The sequence below is a fragment of the Flavobacterium sp. TC780 genome, from assembly GCF_056783245.1.
On sequence record NZ_JBXBAV010000041.1, the window covers coordinates 1 to 20,054 of the forward strand.

The 20,054-nt window shown below is 32.0% G+C and carries 15 protein-coding genes and 9 pseudogenes; 12 read left to right on the plus strand and 12 right to left on the minus strand.

Annotation, left to right across the window (positions count from 1 at the left end):
• The first annotated feature begins 66 nt into the window (after positions 1-66).
• The 6 genes and pseudogenes from AC1RYN_RS03895 (at position 67) to AC1RYN_RS03920 (ending at position 7,125) form a co-directional block, all read left to right on the plus strand.
• A complete protein-coding gene (locus AC1RYN_RS03895) occupies positions 67-300 on the plus strand; it encodes a WYL domain-containing protein (protein WP_481805929.1) in 234 nt (77 codons plus the stop codon).
• A gap of 340 nt (positions 301-640) precedes the next feature.
• Complete coding sequence (locus tag AC1RYN_RS03900; RefSeq protein ID WP_129539263.1) at positions 641-1,108, plus strand: MarR family winged helix-turn-helix transcriptional regulator; 468 nt, start codon at positions 641-643, stop codon at positions 1,106-1,108.
• A pseudogene (locus tag AC1RYN_RS03905) lies at positions 1,092-3,481 on the plus strand (3-hydroxyacyl-CoA dehydrogenase NAD-binding domain-containing protein). Before AC1RYN_RS03900 ends, AC1RYN_RS03905 begins: the two are co-directional and overlap by 17 nt.
• 93 nt (positions 3,482-3,574) lie before the next feature.
• Entirely contained in the window at positions 3,575-4,756 is a 1,182-nt protein-coding gene (locus AC1RYN_RS03910) for a thiolase family protein (protein ID WP_481805907.1), read from the plus strand.
• 158 nt (positions 4,757-4,914) lie between these two features.
• Entirely contained in the window at positions 4,915-5,265 is a 351-nt protein-coding gene (locus tag AC1RYN_RS03915) for a four helix bundle protein (protein ID WP_481805908.1), read from the plus strand.
• A gap of 55 nt (positions 5,266-5,320) precedes the next feature.
• Positions 5,321-7,125 (plus strand): annotated as a pseudogene (locus tag AC1RYN_RS03920) (acyl-CoA dehydrogenase family protein).
• Between the two features lie 237 nt (positions 7,126-7,362).
• On the opposite strand, the pseudogene AC1RYN_RS03925 reads toward AC1RYN_RS03920, so the two are convergent.
• Both AC1RYN_RS03925 and AC1RYN_RS03930 read right to left on the minus strand, forming a co-directional pair.
• Positions 7,363-8,891, minus strand: a pseudogene (locus AC1RYN_RS03925) (BCCT family transporter).
• 8 nt (positions 8,892-8,899) lie between these two features.
• Positions 8,900-9,375 (minus strand): annotated as a pseudogene (locus AC1RYN_RS03930) (BCCT family transporter).
• Between the two features lie 283 nt (positions 9,376-9,658).
• On the opposite strand from AC1RYN_RS03930, the pseudogene AC1RYN_RS03935 reads away from it, so the two are divergent.
• A pseudogene (locus AC1RYN_RS03935) lies at positions 9,659-10,428 on the plus strand (glycoside hydrolase family 18 protein).
• Positions 10,429-11,010: 582 nt separating this feature from the next.
• Here AC1RYN_RS03935 and AC1RYN_RS03940 read toward each other — a convergent pair.
• The 3 genes from AC1RYN_RS03940 to AC1RYN_RS03950 form a co-directional block, all read right to left on the minus strand.
• A complete protein-coding gene (locus tag AC1RYN_RS03940) occupies positions 11,011-11,310 on the minus strand; it encodes a hypothetical protein (protein ID WP_481805909.1) in 300 nt (99 codons plus the stop codon).
• A 152-nt stretch (positions 11,311-11,462) separates the two neighbouring features.
• A complete protein-coding gene (locus tag AC1RYN_RS03945; RefSeq protein WP_481805930.1) occupies positions 11,463-11,903 on the minus strand; it encodes a DUF4251 domain-containing protein in 441 nt (146 codons plus the stop codon).
• A 118-nt stretch (positions 11,904-12,021) separates the two neighbouring features.
• On the minus strand, positions 12,022-12,444 hold the full coding sequence (locus AC1RYN_RS03950; RefSeq protein WP_481805910.1) for an META domain-containing protein: 423 nt from the start codon (positions 12,442-12,444) through the stop codon (positions 12,022-12,024).
• Between the two features lie 232 nt (positions 12,445-12,676).
• Between AC1RYN_RS03950 and AC1RYN_RS03955 the strand changes: the two genes are divergently transcribed.
• The 3 genes and pseudogenes from AC1RYN_RS03955 (at position 12,677) to AC1RYN_RS03965 (ending at position 14,118) form a co-directional block, all read left to right on the plus strand.
• The gene (locus tag AC1RYN_RS03955) at positions 12,677-12,823 is read left to right on the plus strand and encodes a lipoprotein (protein WP_481805911.1); all 147 of its coding nucleotides are present in this window, start codon (positions 12,677-12,679) and stop codon (positions 12,821-12,823) included.
• A gap of 18 nt (positions 12,824-12,841) precedes the next feature.
• A pseudogene (locus tag AC1RYN_RS03960) lies at positions 12,842-13,195 on the plus strand (superoxide dismutase family protein); the annotation flags it as partial.
• A 707-nt stretch (positions 13,196-13,902) separates the two neighbouring features.
• A complete protein-coding gene (locus AC1RYN_RS03965; protein ID WP_481805912.1) occupies positions 13,903-14,118 on the plus strand; it encodes a hypothetical protein in 216 nt (71 codons plus the stop codon).
• A 445-nt stretch (positions 14,119-14,563) separates the two neighbouring features.
• Here AC1RYN_RS03965 and AC1RYN_RS03970 read toward each other — a convergent pair.
• The 3 genes and pseudogenes from AC1RYN_RS03970 to AC1RYN_RS03980 form a co-directional block, all read right to left on the minus strand.
• A pseudogene (locus AC1RYN_RS03970) lies at positions 14,564-15,204 on the minus strand (carbonic anhydrase).
• 120 nt (positions 15,205-15,324) lie between these two features.
• Positions 15,325-15,969: a SulP family inorganic anion transporter gene (locus tag AC1RYN_RS03975; protein WP_481805913.1), complete on the minus strand. Its 645-nt coding sequence runs from the start codon at positions 15,967-15,969 to the stop codon at positions 15,325-15,327.
• A gap of 38 nt (positions 15,970-16,007) precedes the next feature.
• Positions 16,008-16,139, minus strand: a complete 132-nt coding sequence (locus tag AC1RYN_RS03980) for a SulP family inorganic anion transporter (protein ID WP_481805914.1) — start codon at positions 16,137-16,139, stop codon at positions 16,008-16,010.
• Between the two features lie 60 nt (positions 16,140-16,199).
• On the opposite strand from AC1RYN_RS03980, the gene AC1RYN_RS03985 reads away from it, so the two are divergent.
• Entirely contained in the window at positions 16,200-16,427 is a 228-nt protein-coding gene (locus AC1RYN_RS03985) for a hypothetical protein (RefSeq protein ID WP_481805915.1), read from the plus strand.
• Positions 16,428-16,480: 53 nt separating this feature from the next.
• Here the strand turns inward: AC1RYN_RS03985 and AC1RYN_RS03990 are convergent, their stop codons facing one another.
• Entirely contained in the window at positions 16,481-16,609 is a 129-nt protein-coding gene (locus tag AC1RYN_RS03990) for a hypothetical protein (protein ID WP_481805916.1), read from the minus strand.
• An 851-nt stretch (positions 16,610-17,460) separates the two neighbouring features.
• Positions 17,461-17,939 (minus strand): annotated as a pseudogene (locus AC1RYN_RS03995) (Dps family protein).
• A 110-nt stretch (positions 17,940-18,049) separates the two neighbouring features.
• On the opposite strand from AC1RYN_RS03995, the gene AC1RYN_RS04000 reads away from it, so the two are divergent.
• A complete protein-coding gene (locus tag AC1RYN_RS04000; RefSeq protein WP_481805917.1) occupies positions 18,050-18,991 on the plus strand; it encodes a LysR substrate-binding domain-containing protein in 942 nt (313 codons plus the stop codon).
• Between the two features lie 33 nt (positions 18,992-19,024).
• Here the strand turns inward: AC1RYN_RS04000 and AC1RYN_RS04005 are convergent, their stop codons facing one another.
• Together AC1RYN_RS04005 and mnmC2 are read right to left on the minus strand one after the other, a co-directional pair.
• Positions 19,025-19,222, minus strand: a complete 198-nt coding sequence (locus tag AC1RYN_RS04005) for a hypothetical protein (RefSeq protein WP_290262412.1) — start codon at positions 19,220-19,222, stop codon at positions 19,025-19,027.
• A gap of 167 nt (positions 19,223-19,389) precedes the next feature.
• Positions 19,390-20,053: pseudogene (mnmC2, locus tag AC1RYN_RS04010) on the minus strand (tRNA (5-methylaminomethyl-2-thiouridine)(34)-methyltransferase MnmC2).
• Position 20,054: the final 1 nt, after the last annotated feature.

Genomic DNA, 20,054 nt, shown 5'->3' on the forward strand with positions numbered 1-20,054 from the left:
CAACGTATTGCTAAGGTTAGTACATGCTCCTGTTGTTAGGGAGGTAGCACCTAAATTGAACTTTGGATTGATAAAGAGAATGCACCTTATGTTTTAACAAAGCCTTTTCACACTTCGCAAAAGCTAGAAAAAGAAAATGAGGACGGAAGTATTAACATTACACTAAAACTTAAAACTAATTATGAAATAGAGCGTTTGCTTTTGGGTTTTGGTGATGGATTAGAAGTTATTAGCCCCAATGGATTACGATTACGGATAAAAGATAAACTTAGGAAAGCGTTACTTAAATATGGAGAATAATTTTTTCTGTTTTTAAATTAAAGAAATATCTTTCAAGATAGGTTAATCTGAAATCCTAATTTACTGAGCTGATGTAACTTTTCAGATAATCGAACAGCTAAGATTTCAAAAAAAATATTATATTTCATTCGAAAAATAGAAAACTTAACCAGCTCTATTTCAGAGCTAACATTTAACAAACTAAAAAATATTTTTCTAAATACTATGCATGCATAATATTTTTTTATTATATTTGAAATCGATATAGTTGCCAACAAAACGAATTCGATTTAAATTAATGCAAAGATACTATCACAATGTATTTCACATTAAAATTAAATAATCAAATACAATCTACCAAATGAAAGAAAAGACTATAGATTATATTTTACGCGCAACCTGGCAAGCTGTATCAAGAATGTACAATGAAGAGGCTGCAAAATATGATGGGACAATGGCTACTGGTTTTGCACTATTAAGTATCGATAAAGAAGAAGGAACTCCATCGACAGCATTAGGTCCTAGAATGGGAATGGAAGCTACCAGCTTAACCAGAACGCTCAAATCTATGGAAGACAAAGGCTTGATTGTTCGAAAGAAAAATCCAACCGATGGCCGAGGTGTTTTGATTTATCTAACTGAATTTGGAAAAGAGAAAAGAGAGTTATCTAAAAATACAGTCTTGAAATTTAATGAAACAGTTAGAAATCACATTTCTGAAGAAAAATTAAAACATTTTATTGAAGTTTCAGAAATCATAAATGAATTAATACAAGATAAAAATATATTTAATCAAACAGAAAAAACAGAAAATGAAACGCACAATTAAAAAAGTTGCCGTAATTGGATCCGGAATTATGGGTTCAGGAATAGCTTGTCATTTTGCTAACATTGGTGTGGAAGTTTTACTCCTAGACATCATTCCCCGTGAGTTAACAGAGGCCGAAACTAAAAAAGGCTTAACTCTTGAAAGCAAAGCCGTAAGAAACAGAGTTGTAAACGAACATCTTGCTAACTCATTAAAATCTAAACCATCTCCTATTTACAGTCAGAAATTCGCAAACAGAATTACAACTGGAAATACAACTGATGATATGGCAAAAATTGCCAATGTTGATTGGATTATTGAAGTTGTTGTAGAACGTCTTGATATTAAAAAACTAGTTTTTGAACAAATCGAGAAATTCCGTAAACCAGGAACTTTAGAACATCTAATACTTCTGGTATTCCGATTCATTTTATGAGCGAAGGAAGAAGCGAAGATTTTCAACAACATTTCTGCGGAACACATTTTTTTAACCCTGCGCGTTACTTAAAATTATTTGAAATTATTCCTGGTCCAAAAACATCTACTGATGTATTGGATTTCTTAAATGAATATGGATCTAAATTTTTAGGAAAAACTTCGGTTGTTGCTAAAGATACTCCAGCGTTTATTGGAAACAGAATCGGTATTTATGGTATCCAAAGTTTATTCCACTTAGTTAAAGAAATGGGATTAACTATCGAAGAAGTTGATAAATTGACAGGTCCAGTTATTGGCCGTCCAAAATCGGCTACTTTCCGTACAGTTGACGTTGTTGGTTTAGATACATTAGTACACGTTGCTAATGGTATTTATGAAAACTGCCCAACTGATGAGCAACACGAATTGTTTAAACTTCCTGATTTCATCACAAAAATGATGGAGAATAATTGGTTAGGAAGCAAAACAGGACAAGGTTTCTACAAAAAAGTAGATAGAGATATCCTTACTCTTGACTTAGACACATTAGAATATCGTGCTGCTAAAAAAGCAAATTTTGCTACACTTGAACTAACTAAAACTATCGATAAACCTATCAATCGTTTTAAAGTTTTGGTGAAAGGTAAAGATAAAGCTGGTGAATTTTACCGCAAAAGCTTTGCTGGAATGTTTGCTTACGTGTCAAACAGAATTCCTGAAATATCAGACGAATTATATAAAATTGACGATGCTATGAAAGCTGGTTTCGGATGGGAAAATGGTCCTTTCGAAATTTGGGATGCTATTGGTGTCGAAAACGGAATCGAAATCATGAAGGCTGAGGGGTTAGCTCCTGCTGCATGGGTAAACGATATGATAGCTTCTGGAAGTAAAAGCTTCTATTCTGTAAAAGAAGGGGCTACTTATTTTTATAATATTCCAACAAAATCACAAACTAAAGTTCCAGGTCAAGATGCATTCATTATCCTAAACAACATTCGCGAAAGCAAAAAAGTTTGGAGCAACAGCGGTGCAATTATCCAAGATCTAGGAGACGGAATCTTAAATTTAGAATTCCAATCGAAAATGAATACTATTGGTGGCGATGTATTACAGGCTATCAATAAAGCAATCGACTTATCTGAAAAAGAATATCAAGGATTAGTTATTGGTAATCAAGCTGCAAATTTTTCTGTAGGTGCTAATATCGGAATGATTTTTATGATGGCAGTGGAACAAGAATATGATGAGTTGAATATGGCTATCAAAATGTTCCAAGACACAATGATGCGCGTTCGTTACTCAGGAATCCCTGTTGTAGTAGCTCCTCACGGAATGACTTTTGGTGGTGGATGCGAAATGAGCTTACATGCCGATAAAGTGGTTGCTGCTGCTGAAACGTATATGGGATTAGTTGAATTTGGTGTTGGTGTACTTCCTGGTGGTGGTGGATCAAAAGAAATGGCTTTAAGAGCATCTGACCTTTTCCGTAAAAACGATGTAGAATTAAATGTTCTTCAAGAATATTTCTTGACTATTGCTATGGCAAAAGTATCTACCTCAGGTTACGAAGCTTTTGATACTGGGCTTTTACAACATGGTAAAGATATCATTGTAGTAAACAAAGACCGTCAGATTGCGGAAGCTAAAAAACATGCATTGTTAATGGCAGAAGCTGGTTATACACAACCAATAAGAAGAACTGATGTAAAAGTATTAGGAAAACAAGCTCTTGGAATGTTCTTAGTAGGAACAGATCAAATGGAAGCTGGAAAATACATTTCTGAGCACGATAAGAAAATTGCCAACAAACTGGCTTACGTAATGGCTGGTGGGGATTTATCTGAAGCGACTTTAGTATCTGAGCAATATTTATTAGATATCGAACGTGAAGCTTTCTTATCCCTTTGTACTGAAAGAAAAACATTGGAAAGAATTCAATATATGTTAACTAAAGGAAAACCACTTCGTAACTAGAAAATAGAACAAAGAGAATAGAATATAGATTTCAGACCTAGTAAAGTCTATTTTCTATGATCTATTTTCTATGATCTTAAAAAAACAAAACAAATGAAAACAGCATATATAGTAAAAGCATACCGTACTGCGGTAGGAAAAGCACCAAAAGGAGTTTTTAGATTTAAAAGACCTGATGAATTAGCAGCAGAGACCATTCAGTATATGATGAATGAACTGCCTGATTTTGACAAAAAACGTATTGATGATGTTATGGTAGGAAATGCCATGCCAGAAGCTGAACAAGGACTTAACGTTGGTCGTTTAATCTCTCTTATGGGATTAAAAGTAGAAGATGTTCCTGGTGTAACCGTAAACCGTTACTGTGCATCTGGATTAGAAACTATCGGAATGGCAACTGCAAAAATCCAATCGGGAATGGCAGATTGTATCATTGCAGGTGGTGCCGAAAGTATGAGTTTTATTCCGATGGGAGGTTACAAACCAACTCCGGATTATAAACTTGCTGCCGAAGGTCATGAAGATTATTACTGGGGAATGGGATTAACTGCTGAAGCGGTTGCTAACCAATACAAAATTTCTAGAGAAGATCAAGATGAGTTTGCTTATAACTCTCACATTAAAGCTTTGAAAGCGCAAGCTGAAGGTAAATTTGACAAACAAATCGTTCCGATTACTGTTGAGCAGACTTTCATTAATGAAAATGGTAAAAAAGAAACAAAATCATATGTTGTAAACAAAGATGAAGGGCCACGTGCTGGAACTTCTAAAGAAGCTTTGGCTGGTTTAAGACCTGTTTTTGCTGCTGATGGAAGCGTAACTGCTGGTAACTCTTCTCAAATGAGTGATGGTGCAGCTTTTGTTTTAATCATGAGCGAGGATATGGTAAAAGAATTAAACCTTGAGCCTATCGCCAGATTAGTAAACTTTGCTTCTTCTGGAGTTGAGCCAAGAATCATGGGTATCGGACCAGTAAAAGCTATCCCGAAAGCCTTAAAACAAGCAGGATTACAATTAAAAGATATTGATTTAGTTGAGCTAAACGAGGCTTTCGCTTCTCAATCATTAGCTGTTGTTCGCGAATTAGGTTTAAACCCTGATATCGTAAACGTTAATGGTGGTGCAATCGCTTTAGGTCACCCTCTAGGATGCACAGGAGCGAAACTATCTGTTCAATTATTCGACGAAATGAAACGCAGAGGCAGCAAATACGGAATCGTTTCTATGTGTGTAGGAACAGGACAAGGTTCTGCTGGGATTTACGAGGTTCTTTAAAAAAAGAGGATAGAGCAAAGAGAATAGAATAAAGAGAATAGATGTTTTTTCGAGAATAAAGAGATCTACTTTTTGGGATGATAAAATGTTTTAAAAACCAAATAAAAACAGTATTAATCTTACTTTTTTTATTTAATTTCTTAACTTGACTCAAAAAAATGAGACATAATTATAAGAACTTAAAGATTTGGAAGATTGGAATTGCAATTGCTAATGAAATTTCAGATGTTTTAATAGAATTTCCAAAACACGAACGATATGACTTGAGTTCTCAAATAAGCAGATGTTCAGTTTCGATGCCTAGTAATATTGCCGAAGGATCTTCAAGAACAGATAGGTCTTTCAGTCACTTTTTAGACATTTCTCTTGGTTCTTCATTTGAACTAATCACACAATTATTGATTGCGAAACATAGAAAATATATAAACGAGATACAATTTAACCAATTAGAAATTAAAATAGAAGAATTCCAAAGGATGACAATGGGTTTTCAAAACGGACTAAAGTAAAAGTCTATTTTCTATACTCTATATTCTATTTTCTTTCATAAAAAACAAAAACAAAATGGCAGATACAATCGAAAAAAACGTAACCCGTGGTGGTCAGTTTTTAGTAAAAGAAACAAAGTGCGAAGATATCTTTACACCAGAAGATTTTTCGGAAGAGCAATTAATGATGCGTGACTCTGTAAAAGAGTTTGTAGACAAAGAAATTTGGCCTAACAAAAATCGCTTCGAGAAAAAAGATTACGCTTTTACAGAAGAAAGCATGCGTAAAGCAGGTGAATTGGGACTTTTAGGAGTTGCAGTTCCAGAAGAGTATGGTGGATTAGGAATGGGATTCGTATCAACAATGTTGGTATGTGATTATATCTCAGGTGCTACAGGTTCGTTCTCTACTGCTTTTGGTGCCCATACAGGTATCGGAACTATGCCAATTACTTTGTATGGTACTGAAGAACAAAAGAAAAAATACGTTCCTAAATTAGCATCGGGTGAATGGTTTGGAGCTTATTGCTTAACAGAACCAGGAGCTGGATCTGATGCAAACTCAGGAAAAACTAAAGCCGTTTTATCTGAAGATGGAAAATACTACTCTATTACAGGACAAAAAATGTGGATTTCTAACGCAGGTTTCTGTAGCGTTTTCATCGTTTTTGCTCGTATTGGTGATGATAAAAATATTACAGGTTTCATCGTAGAAAATGATCCATCTAATGGAATTTCTATGAATGAAGAAGAGCATAAATTAGGAATCCGTGCTTCATCTACTCGTCAGGTTTTCTTTAATGATACTAAAGTTCCTGTTGAAAACATGCTATCTGAAAGAGGAAATGGTTTCAAGATTGCAATGAACGCATTAAACGTTGGTCGTATTAAGCTTGCTGCTGCTTGTCTTGATGCTCAAAGAAGAGTAACTACTGGAGCTGTAAAATATGCTAACGAAAGAATCCAATTTAACACTGCGATTTCAAGTTTTGGAGCTATTCGTTACAAACTAGCTGAAATGGCAACTAGCGCTTATGCTGGTGAAAGTGCTTCTTACCGTGCAGCAAAAGATATCGAAGATAGAATTATTGCTCGTGAAGCTGAAGGTTCTACACATCAAGAAGCTGAATTAAAAGGTGTTGAAGAATACGCTATTGAGTGTTCTATCCTTAAAGTTGCAGTTTCTGAAGATGTTCAAAATTGTGCTGATGAAGGAATTCAGATTTTTGGAGGAATGGGATTCTCTGAAGATACTCCAATGGAAAGTGCTTGGAGAGATGCTAGAATTGCTCGTATTTACGAAGGTACAAACGAAATCAACAGAATGCTTTCTGTAGGTATGTTGATCAAAAAAGCAATGAAAGGTCACGTTGATTTATTAGGACCTGCAATGAAGGTATCTGAAGAATTAATGGGTATTCCATCTTTTGACACTCCTGATTTCTCTGAATTATTTGCTGAAGAAAAAGGAATCGTTGCAAACCTTAAAAAAGTTTTCTTAATGGTTGCTGGAAGTGCTGTACAAAAATATGGTCCAGACTTAGATGCTCACCAACAATTATTAATGGCTGCATCTGATATTTTAATCGAAATCTATATGGCAGAAAGTACTATTCTAGAACTGAAAAATTAGCCAAAAAAGAAGGAGAAGCAGAAGAACAAGAGCAAATTGCAATGGCAAAATTATACTTGTATAAAGCAGTAGATAGTAACACAAAAAGGAAAAGAAGGAATTATTTCTTTTGCTGAAGGCGATGAACAACGAATGACGTTAATGGGATTACGTCGTTTTACAAAATATACGAACATGCCTAATGTTGTTGCTCTAAAGAAGAAACGATTACTTCAAAATTAGTTGCAGAAAACGAATACTGCTTCTAAAATAAAAATAGTTTTTAGTCAATTTAATTTGTCTAAAACCGCAGCTGTCCCGAAAAACACTGCGGTTTTTTTATTGCCATAGTAAAAAATGGAGATGCACAGCAGCTTCTGGCGCAAAAAAAGAGATGCACTACTGTGCACCTCTACGTTAACGATCTAATAACATCTTGAATTATTTTTTGCCGCAGATTGCAGGATTAAAATGTTTTTTTACAACTAACAATCAATCATTCACAATTAACTATTGGGCTTCATAATCAAATCATGATCTCCTTCTGAACTTAAATTCAAAAAACGTTCATATTCTCTTAAAACATCTGAGATAATTCCATCTTTACTCAAATATTGAATATCATATCCTTGCCGATGATCTCCAAAATAAGTAATTGGTTGAAAAATCATTTCCAAATCCATATCTGGAGTATTTTTTTCCTTTAATAATGTTTCAGAAACTGTTTGTCCCTGAGCCATTACACCATATTTAAAGTTTCGCAACTCATCATATTCTATTTCTAACTCGATAGCCTGATGGGGTGAGGAAAAGGAATTTATATGTGCTTCAATATTATTTTTAGCCAATTCAACCACTAGTTCTTCAAAAGCTTTTTTTACCGTTTTATTTAAAAATTCATGAATGTCTTTCTTTTTAGAAACAGTCACAATCTTTTCTAAATGTTCTTTCCAGTTAGTATTATTCCAATTTAAACTTCCATGCGAATATTTTTTAGCACTATATTCACTATCTACAACCAATGCTTTCCATAAATTATAACATAACAGCAACATAATGATTCCGAAGGGTAAAGCGGTAATTAATGTCATCGTCTGAAGAGAAGCCAATCCTCCGGAATGCAATAAACTCAAGGACAGAAGTGACAATAAAACTCCCCAAAAAACACTTTGCCATTTTGGTGAGCTTACAGCTCCTTTTGATGCGATACCATTCATTATAAAAATCCCCGAATCTGAGACGTGATAAAAAACACGCAAATAATCAGAATTGACAAAACATTCAAAAAGGTTGTAAACGGGAAATAAGTAAAGAAATTAAACAAAAGTGTGTCCGGATTTTTAGCAAACTCACTTAAAGCTCCATGCGCTATGTGTTCATCAATCCATACGGCACTACTTCCAAAAACAGTCATCCACAAAAAATTAAAAAAGGCAGGAATAAATAATACTGCCAAAATAAACTCGCGTATGGTTCTGCCTTTAGAAATTTTGGCAATAAATAACCCAACATAAGGTGCCCAAGAAATCCACCATGCCCAATACAAAATAGTCCAGTTTGAAAACCATTCCTGACTCCCTTTTTCGTAAGCATACGTATTAAATGTCAACGAAATAAAATGACTTATATAGTGGCCTAAGCCTTCGGTAAATGTGCTTAGAATATAAATAGTTGGCCCAAAAACAAGTATAAACAACATTAGTAAAACGGCCATAATGATATTTAGCTCACTTAGTTTTTTAACTCCTTTTCCTAAACCTGAAATAGCCGAAGAAACAGCAATTATCATTACTACCAAAACAATAATAATTTGATAATTAAAACTAGATTCTGGAATTACATTAAGACTTACTAATCCGGCACTTAGCTGCACAACACCGAAACCAAGAGTTGTTGCAATTCCAAAAAAAGTACTGCACAAACCAAAAACATCTACAATATTTCCGAATTTTCCGTGAATTCTACTTTTTAAAATCGGGTAAAATCCACTTCGGATTGCAAGAGGCAAATTATGCCTATAAGCAAAATATGCCAATGAAAGCCCTACAACACCATATATAGACCATGCATGAAAACCCCAATGGAAAAAGTATACAATTGCGCTTCTTTTGCTCGTAAATTTTCCGCCAAATTAGCATTGGCTGGAGTCGCATAATGCGCCATAGTTTCCCCCACTCCAAAATACATCAACCCTATTCCCATTCCTGCTGCAAAAAGCATTGCTACCCATGAAAAAAAGAATATTCAGGCTCAGAATCGTCTGTTCCTAATTTAATTTTTCCAAATTTACTAATTGCTAATGTGACTAAAAACAAAACAAAAACAGTCACTAACAATACATAAAGCCAACTTAAATTTTTAAATATTATGTCTTTTGCAAAATTAAGTGTCTGTTCTGCATCCTTCGAAAAAAACACACAGAACAACGAAATTGCAATAATTATGGTCAAACTTGGTAATGCAACTGATTTAGTAAAATTGGTTTTAAAGATACTTGAGCTTTTAAATTTATTCATCATAAAATGGTTTTTCACTGTTATTATCTAAAGTAAATCCAAATTTTAAATTCAGATTGAGGAAGTTTTTATAAATGTAAACTTTGATAATTTCATACAGAAGAATTGTAAATCTAATAAAAAAGAAACAATTTTCCCCCTAAAACACTATAAAAGTCACTTTTTAAAACAAAAACTATAACAAATAAGTCTAACACTGTGTGTCTATTTAATCACTATTTCGTTTCTGAAATGTTTTATATTTAGCATTCAAAAAAAAACTATTAAAAACTAAAAATTCTTAAAAATGAAAAGATTAAAACCGATTATTTTCTTTTTCTTGTGCTGTTTTGCCACAGACAATTTTGCACAATCAGGAAAAAAAATTGACGTTATTGCTTATTATACTGGTGATGACAAACTTATTAATCAATATGATGTAAGTAAGCTTACTCACATAATCTTTAGTTTCTGTCACCTAAAAGATGGAAAATTAAGCGTAGACACACCTAAGGATTCAATTGCAATTAAACACCTGGTTGGATTAAAAAAAACTCATCCAAAACTTAAAATCATGCTTTCGCTAGGTGGATGGGGCGGATGTGAACCATGTTCTGAAGTTTTCTCTACTGCACAAGGAAGAAATATTTTTGCAGATCAGTAAAAGAAATTAATAATTATTTTAAAACTGATGGTTTAGATCTAGATTGGGAATACCCAGCGATTGAGGGACTTCCTGGACATTTATATCAAGCTGCGGATAAGCAAAACTTTACTGAACTGGTAAAAGCTCTACGCACATATTTAGGTAAAAAACATGAACTTAGCTTTGCAGCAGGTGGATTTCAAAAATTCCTAGACGAATCTATAGAATGGAAAATCGTTATGCCACTAGTAGATCGTGTAAATATAATGAGTTATGATTTAGTAAATGGATACTCAAAAGTAACTGGTCATCATGCTCCTTTATATGGAGGAACTCCTGATGCACAATGTACAGACAGAGCAGTAACTTATTTAATTAAAATTAGGCATTCCTGCAAGCAAATTAGTAATTGGTGGCGCTTTTTATACTAGAATTTGGAAAAATGTTGCCAATATAAATAATGGTTTATACCAATCAGGACACACATCAAAGGTATAGCTTTTAAAGACTATGCAACTACTTTTACGAGGCAAATCGGACTGGAAATATTTTTGGGATAATAAAGCAAAAGCAGGATATTGGTATAATAAAAGAGCAAAAATTTGCTACAGGAGATGATCTACCTTCAATAAAAGAGAAAACCGAATATGCTATAACTAAAAAATTAGGAGGCATTATGTTCTGGGAACTACCTTTAGACTCTTTCAAAAACGGAATGGTTGATGCCATTTATGAAGTAAAAACAAAAAAATAAAAATATAATAAAAATAAAAATGCGTTAACACTTTCTTGAATTGTTAACGCATTTTCTTTAAACTAAAATTACCCTTTTTAGTTCACTTTAGATTTTTCAATTTCACCAATAAAAGGAATAGAATCTTGTATCTCATTACTAATTGCTGTTTGCAAATAAAACTCTAGCTGCACAAATTTAGCAGCATTGATTGCTCCTATTGCCTTTTTGGCTTTATTATACGTTTTGCTATATAATTTTTCATAGCTAAGGTTATTTTTTAAAATCCTTTTGCCAATTCATCTGCTTTAGCATCTGTAAGAGTAGCATAATTTATAGCATAATCATCAATCAATTTCAATTTTGTCTGTCCCAATGATTTACGTTCTACCTCATAGCTTTCATATACTTTCAAAAAAGCTGAAGTTTGTTCATCTGACAAATTCATATATTGTTTTACAAGTTCTGATTTTGATCTTCCATAAATACTTTGAATAACATCTAAATTTTCTTTCTCTAAAGATTGAGCAAAAGAATTCACTGAAACCACCAATAATAATGCAATAAGAAACTTTTTCATAATTTTAGATTTAAAATTTATGGTAATAATTATATTTAATTTGTTTAAAAATTGGTCATTGATCATTTTAAATTTTCTCATCATAGCATAACTCATCATTAATGGATGCATATATAAATATTATAGTATCAACAAACTGTTACATGGAGTTATTATTTCTTATCTGCATCTACTTTTGGAGCACTTATCTCTCCATAATAGATAATTGATGATCTATTATTACTATTTACTATAAGTGTCGTACTTCTATTAAAAAAAACAGAAAACATCAAATTATAAACATCATCTTTCCCTTTTTTTACTATAGCTTTAAAATTGTAACTCTTATTCTTTTTTTCAACTTTTATATTTTCTGGTTTTCCATCAAATTTTATTCCCCCGTCACTGCCATATCCTATATTGTATCCGCGTCCAAAAAACGGCAGATCACAAGTCACTTTTTCTTCATTAAATTTTAAAAAATAAGTGTTATAGTCTAAAATAATAATTCTTCCGCCATGCGGAGAAATTCTTTGAGCTTCAAACACAAAATTTTTAGAATCAATTAGTGCTTCAATTTGTTTTTGCAGTAGTAATTCTTTTTCTGCTTTTATCTCTTTAGATTACTTTTTTTGTGCAAAAACTGAAATGCTCAAAAAAAATGACAACACTAGTAAAATAGATAATTTAGTTTTCATAAAATGAATTTTAGCAGGATTAAAAATAAACATCCTATTTTTTGGTAAATCGCATCATGGCAATATCACCTGAAATAAATTGTAATGTTTTCCCATTATCTGTAACATCATAAGAAGTTATCTTCAACATTGTGTCCATAAAAATTTGCTCCCCTTGATTATCCATACACATCATTCTAGTGCTTGCTAATCCATCTTTAAAACTAATTTTATAACCATCAACATTTAATTTACCTGTAAAAGAGTTACAGCTATTATTTCCAGAAACTCTATTTTCATTGGTATCGAAAGTTATTGTTGGTTTTTTATTAGGATACAAACCATCAAAAGCAATTCTTGGCCCAGATATATAATTTAACTCCCAAGTACCATTAAGCTGTTCGGCAGAATTTGTAGTTGTAGTTTTATTTTGTACAGAATTACATGAAAATAAAATAATTCCTAATACAGCGAACATTGACATTTTTTTTATCATAATTTAAAGATTTAAATTTTACAAATAACTATTATAGACTATGTTTAGTATTTTTTACAAATAAATTCATACACGAATTTAAGCAATATTTCGTCTACACTTATAATTTTAAAGTTATTTTTAACTTTACGCAGTAACGATTTTTACTGCTCTAATGATTTTGTTTCAATAATTTTAAGCTAACTTTACTTTTGATAAAAAAAATAGACCCATTATGAAAAAAATAATCCTATCTCTTATAGTAATTGCTACAGTTCTTACTGGATGTAAAACCAAAAATAACTCAGAAGACTCTAAAAAATTAACCATCGCTCTTGAGCCAAAAGTAATAGCTCAGTGTCTGGCACAGCCACTTTTGTAGAAAAAAGGTGAAGTAACTTTTGTAGCAAAAATTAGTGGCTTAAAACCCGGAGTTCATGCAATACACATTCATGAAAAATCAGATTGCTCTGCTGCTGATGGAAGTTCTGCAGGAGGACACTGGAATCCAACATTTAAAAAAACATGGAAAATGGGGGGTTGGAGATATCATAAAGGTGACATTGGAAATTTTACAGCAGATGAAAAAGGAAATGGTACAATTACACTAACAACAAATGAATGGTGCATAGGCTGTGGCGATGTAACAAAAGATATTTTAGGAAAAGGATTAATTGTACATCAAGACGCAGATGATTTTGTTACTCAACCTACAGGAAATGCAGGCGGAAGAGTAGCTTGTTCGGAATCATAAAATAATATCCTAAAATTAAAAAAACCATTTTATTCACAAAGTAAAATGGTTTTTTTATTTTAATCAATCCCCAAATCATAAAAAAAGGATAGCTTTGTAGCTTCAAATTAAAGTAATGATTAACCCTTCGGCAACAGGTTGGATAGATAAATTTTTCAGTAAACAAAAGTTCCAAGAACAGTCCGTTACTGAAACTTAATAATTCTTTTTATCAAAAAGTTAGAGCGACAGTTTTATCTACGGCCATATAATTTCAATAGAAACTCCAACACCAATTAAAACTAAAGGCTGGTTTAAAACTGAAATTTCAAAAGTAGCTTTATTAAATACTTTATTCGGAGTTTATTCTCTAACCAAATACGATAATAATTCAGAACATTTTATTACTGAGGCTTTGGCTTTTTATAATCAAATGAATCCTAAGGTTTTTCAATCTCTTCAAAATATTACTTCCAAAAAGCAGTGATGTCTTAACTTTAGAAAATATTATTGATGAACGTGTTCAGACGAACGACAGCATCATAAGTAAAAATTTTTCTCATTTAGTAACAAATGCGCTGCTATTTATAGATGTTTTGGCTTTCCGCCAATATTTAATTCATGGATCAATTCCTGAAAAATATCTAAAGAAACAGAAGAAACTGTTATGGGTATTGTTGCATTAGCTTTAAAGACTTAAAACCAATAAATCACAATACGATGATTTATTGATTAAACTTTTTGAAGGTTCGATACGTTATAGCAAATTTTCTAAAGTTACAGTTGCTACTTTAGAAACATTACAATTGCATCATTTTACAAATGAACTAGAAAGATATTATCTAATTGATATGGCAGGTATGGCTTTATGGAGCGATGGTGTCGTAGAAAATGAGGAAGCTTATTTTTTACATACACTAGCTGGTATTTTAAAACTTATCTGATAATTTTGTAACTGAAAGTATCAAAAGTACTAATGCTTTTATAACAGAGCACAAAAAGAGATCCCTTATTTTAATTACTCGAATCCTGTAAAGCATTTTTATCGATCAAATGACAATGGGAGTTATTACGCTTATAAAACGCAAAAAAACTGATGAATCAAGGAGATGATACAAGGAAAAGAATTAATGTTCTCCTTGCCTATTCAACCCGTAGAGATCTGGATCTTAGCGAAAAGAAGAAAGAAAAAAACAATTATTAATATTTGCAAAACAATTCCATCATTAACAAGTATTCTTACTTCCAGGCGGAAGCTTACTATTGCCAATATTAATTAAGTTTATCCCGACCTTATTGCCATCGGCATTTAATGAGAACTTAAAAAATGATGAAAACGAATAAAAACAAAAAAATCGCCTTTAAAGGCGATTTTTTTTGTTTACATATTTACAATTTCAATTGATAAACTTCATCCAGTTCATCATTCGACTAATATTCACATTTAGATCAGTTACAAATCCTGAATTCAAACCATAAACCCAACCGTGTAACATCAAGTCCTGACCGTTTTTCCATGCGCCTTGAACAATTGAAGTTTTTGCTAAATTATAAACTTGCTCTTTAGCGTTTACTTCTACAAAAGCATTAAAACGTTCTGTTTCATCTTCAATAGAGTTTAAATATTTATCATGTAAAACGGTATTCGTCTTTAATATGACTAATCCAGTGATCAATGATTCCTACTGATTGATTCCCCATTGCTGTTTTAACACCACCACAACCGTAATGTCCACAAACAATAACATGTTTAACTTTTAAAACATTCACAGCATAATCCAAAACACTTAACATGTTCATATCTGAGTGAACCACCTATATTGGCAATATTTCGATGTACAAAAACCTCACCTGGTTCCCGTTGCTCGAATGATTTCGTTTGCTGGAACACCAACCATCCGAACAACCAATCCATAATAAAGGTGGCGTTTGTCCTTTGGCCAAATCTGCAAAATAGTTAGGATCGATAGCTAATGATTTTTAACCCACTTTTTATTATTATCTAATATTTGTTTATAAAACTCTTTCATATTTTTTTTTTATAACTGTCAAATTCTAGTGTTTAGAGGATTCTAAAAAAGTCTCCTGTAAAATTACCTCTTTTTAATCCTCCGTAAACACATCACCACAGCTTTATTTAACTATTATTTTTAAAATTTTTCTTTTTCTGTTTTTTTAACCATGGCTCTTTTTGCAACATCATAATAATGTTCTATAGATACATGATTCTGTAAATCGGGAGTATTTTCTAACTCGTAAGCTTTTTTAAATCCTTTAAGTTTGACTTTAATGTTCTGATCAACAGCTCTAGTTTCTTTAAACTCTTTTATTAAATCAAGAATATCATGAGCAATATACACGGTATCATGCGCATTGATGATTACTTTTGAATTTTCTGGAATCGAATTCAATGTAAGTTTAATAGCTGCCTTGTTCAAGAAAGAAACTTCTTGAGCAAGATCGATATGAATTACATCTCCATCTTCATACTCTTCTTTTTTGAAACTGTATGCTCTTTTTAAGTTCCCTCTTAAAACAAAAATAACGCTAATTATAATTCCTAAAGCAACTCCTTTAAGTAGATCTGTTGCTACAACAAATACTAAAGTTGCAACAAATGGAATGAATTGGTATTTTCCTTTTTCCCAAAAATGAATAAAGGTTGCTGGTTTAGCCAACTTATATCCTACTAATATTAATATAGTAGCCAAAGTAGCTAATGGAATTTTATTTAAAATTACTGGAATAGCCAGTACACTTATCAATAATAAAACACCATGGATGATTGCATACATTTTTGATTTTTGCTCCAGCATTATTATTTGCTGAAAGATCATACAACAACTGATGTCATTGGCAAACCTCCTAAAAGTGAACTTACAATATTTCCAATTCCTTGTGCTTTAAGTTCAACATTGGTATTTGTATATCGCTTTTGAACGTCCATCTCTATCTGCAGCTTCAATACATAATAATGTTTCGATAGAAGCTACAATTGCAATTGTCAAACCTACAACCCAAACCTGTGGACCAGGATATCCCTGTAAAATTAGGCGTTACAATAATTGCTTTAAACTCTTCAAACGATGTTGGAATTGGTAACGATACTAAATGCTCTTTACCAATAGCCAATGGGCTACCTGATGAAATAAAAATTTCATTTACAATTATCCCAGCAACAACTGCAACAAGTGCACCTGGAATTAACTTAGTTTTTGCAAAAAAGGGACCTTATCCCATGAAATTAATATAGCAAAAGAGATTAATGTAATAATCACCGCTCCCATATGAATATGGTTGAAGATTTCAAACAAAGATGAATTGAGTCGCTCCCATCACTTTGAACAAATGCCGATCTCCTCTAAAATCAGCATCGTATCCAAATGCATGTGGCAATTGTTTCAGAATAATAATAACTCCAATACCTGCTAACATTCCTTCAATTACATTGGTAGGAAAATAATTAGATACTACCCGCTTTTAATAAACTAATCCTAACTGGATTAATCCAGCGATAAAAACAGCGGTTAAAAATATATCAAAAGCTCCTAAATCGGTAATTGCTGTAAGGATGATTGCTGTTAAACCAGCTGCAGGGCCTGATACACTAAATACGTGATTGACTCAAATAACCTACAACTATTCCTCCAATAATTCCTAAATAATTCCAGAAAATAACGGAGCACCAGAGGCCATTGCGATACCTAAACACAACGGAAGAGCCACTAAAAACACTACTAAACCTGAAGCAAAGTCAGATTTAAGGTTGGCAAAAAGATTTACTTTCTTTTACATAATACAATAATAAAAAATGTTCGTAAAATATCTACTGTATATTAAATAAGAAACGTTTAAAGTATATAACTGGATGTACTATGCCAAATTAGGTGGCGGAGCAAAACGCTCGCAGAATCTTATCATGTTTTAGATAATTTTTCTGACAATATAAGATTTGATTTGTCAAACATAGGTAAAACAAACTCTCCATGAAATGCAGGATGATACACATAAACTTTGATCTTCTTTATGTGAATGTTCTTCTTCTGAAAAACTATAAAATGCAGACACATCACATGTTTTCTCAATCATCGTCACAATCGGTGGCGTCGATAAGAAAGCAACAAATAGAAATAATAATATGTATGCAATTTTTTTCATTAGTGCAAAAATAGAGCTAAACTGATAAAATCAAAACACTAAGTTGAAAATTTTAAACAATTTTAACATTAACAAAAAAAAACCAGAACAGCTATTTAATGCCATTCTGGTTTTTTGGTTATTCTATTTTACAAATCTTCTTCTAACCATGCTCTCATCATCCAAATTTTTTTTCCTGTTCGGAAATGAAATCGCTCATCATCGAATTAGTTCCTTCATCATTAATTTCATCCGATTGTTTTAAAATTTCCCTTTCAATCTTCAGTAAATCAGTCAATGAACTTACAATCAAATGAACCGCTTTTTCATCATTCGAAATGTTTTTCCCAACTGTCTATTTTATTATTTTTAATATTAATCCTCAAAAGTATGTAATGGTGTTCCTCCTATTGTAAGAACTCTCTGCAATTAAATCTATTTTTACTTGAGCATCTGTATATAATTCTTCAAACTTTACATGTAAATCAAAAAACGTTTTCCACGAATATTCCAGTGAATTCCTTCGCAAGTTTTGATAATAAACTTGAAAATTTGATAGTAAGACATTTAATTCTTTAACAATTAATTCTGACTCTTTTACTGGCAATCCTAAAATATTAGTTTTCATATGTATTAATTTTATATTTCTAATAATTGTAAATTTAAAATAAGTTTTTCGAAAATGCTATAAAAAAAAATTATATTTTCTTATTTTTGCATCAGAAAATACTATTAAAAATGACTATAACTCAACTACAATATGTTCTAGCTGTTGCTGAACACAAAAATTTTACTTTAGCTGCTGAAAAATGCTTCGTTACTCAGCCTACTCTTAGTATGCAAATTCAAAAAATAGAAGAGGAGCTTAGTATTTTAATATTCGACAGAAGCAAAAAACCAATTCAACTTACAGAAATTGGACAAAAAATCGTAAATCAAGCTAAAAACATTGTTAATGAAGCTGATAGAATAAAAGATATCGTCGAACAACAAAAAGGTTTTATAGGAGGCGAATTCAAATTAGGAATTATCCCAACAGTTATGCCTACGCTTTTACCAATGTTCTTGAATAATTTTATCAAGAAATATCCAAAGGTTAAACTATTAATTGAAGAGCTTAATACGGACGAAATTATAACCAAATTAAAAAATGGACATCTTGATGCTGCAATTGCAGTAACTCCATTAGAAGATGAAAAAATAAAAGAGATCGTTCTTTATTTTGAACCTTTTGTTGCTTACATCCCTGAACAGCATTCTATTTTTCAAAAAGAAGAGATTGAAGTATCTGATTTAAATATCAATGAAATTTTACTACTACAAGACGGACATTGTTTTAGAGATGGTATTTTAAACCTTTGCAAAAATGGTACAGATGTAGAAAATAATGCTTTCCAAATACAAAGCGGAAGTTTTGAAACACTTATAAAATTAGCCGACGAAGGTTTAGGCACAACATTATTACCTTATTTACATACATTAGATTTAAAAGACACTGATAAATTAAAGCTTCGCCACTTTAAGGAACCTAAACCTGCCAGAGAGGTAAGCTTAATATATCCTAAAAGCGAATTAAAAATTCAAATTATCGATGCTTTACGAGATACTATTGCTGGTGTTGTAAAAGGTGCTATTGTTTTTCAAAATGTTCAGATAATAAGTCCTATACAAAAGAAATAAAAAAAGGAACCTAATTAGGTTCCTTTTTTTTATCTATACTTTAACGATTAGTAGACATTCTTTTAATTCGGGCTTTCCGATTGTAAAATTTAATAACCACTCTTCCAATTGTTCCATTTCGTATGGTAATAGTGTTTTGATAGCTTTCTCTAATTCTTTTAAGAAAAGTACCGGGTTGAAACTTACTCTTTCGAGTATTGATTTCGTGTAATCAAACATTATTTTTGACATAATAAATTAAGATTATGGGGTTATCTCTATTATTTTTTAACTGACGTAAAAATAAGCAATTTACAATCAAGTGTTCCTGTTTTAACTTATTTTTTTGTTTTATTATTCACGAATACGTTTTCTTAAATGCACATATAGCAATTTGAAACAAATCTAAATAGCATGATTTACATCACTTTACGAGCTCTAAACATCTCTCTTTTTCCTGGAGGCCCGCAGTTTCTCAACTATAAATCCTACTTCAATCATACTTCTTTTAACAACTCCTCGAGCAGCATAAGTTACAAGAACACCATTTGGTTTTAAAGCGGCATACATTCTTCTGAATATATCGGTACTCCAAAGCTCAGGCTGCACCTGATATCCAAAAGCATCAAAATAAATCAAATCAAAAGCTTCAACATCATTAATTTTCTGAAAAAATTGTTTTCTTTTAGTCAATGCAAATAAATTAGTGATCCTCATTTTTTCATCCCAATTACTTTCATGCATTTTTTTAAACACATCCTCATGCTCGTCTGCGCCCAATTCGGCAACATAATTCATCATAAACACCTCATCGGCAACTACAGGGTACGCCTCTACTCCAACATAGTTTATATGCTGTTCTTTCTTATTAGCTTCTAAAAAGTAATAAAAGCATTCAATCCAGTTCCAAAGCCAATTTCTAATACAGCAATAGAATTATCAGCAAATAACGAAAGTCCATTTTTTCATAAAGACATGCATTGCTTCCTGAATCGCTCCATGTTTAGAATGATAACATTCACCCCATTCTTCCAAATGAATTGTAGTTGAACCATCTAGAGTTTTAATTATTTCTCTTTTCACA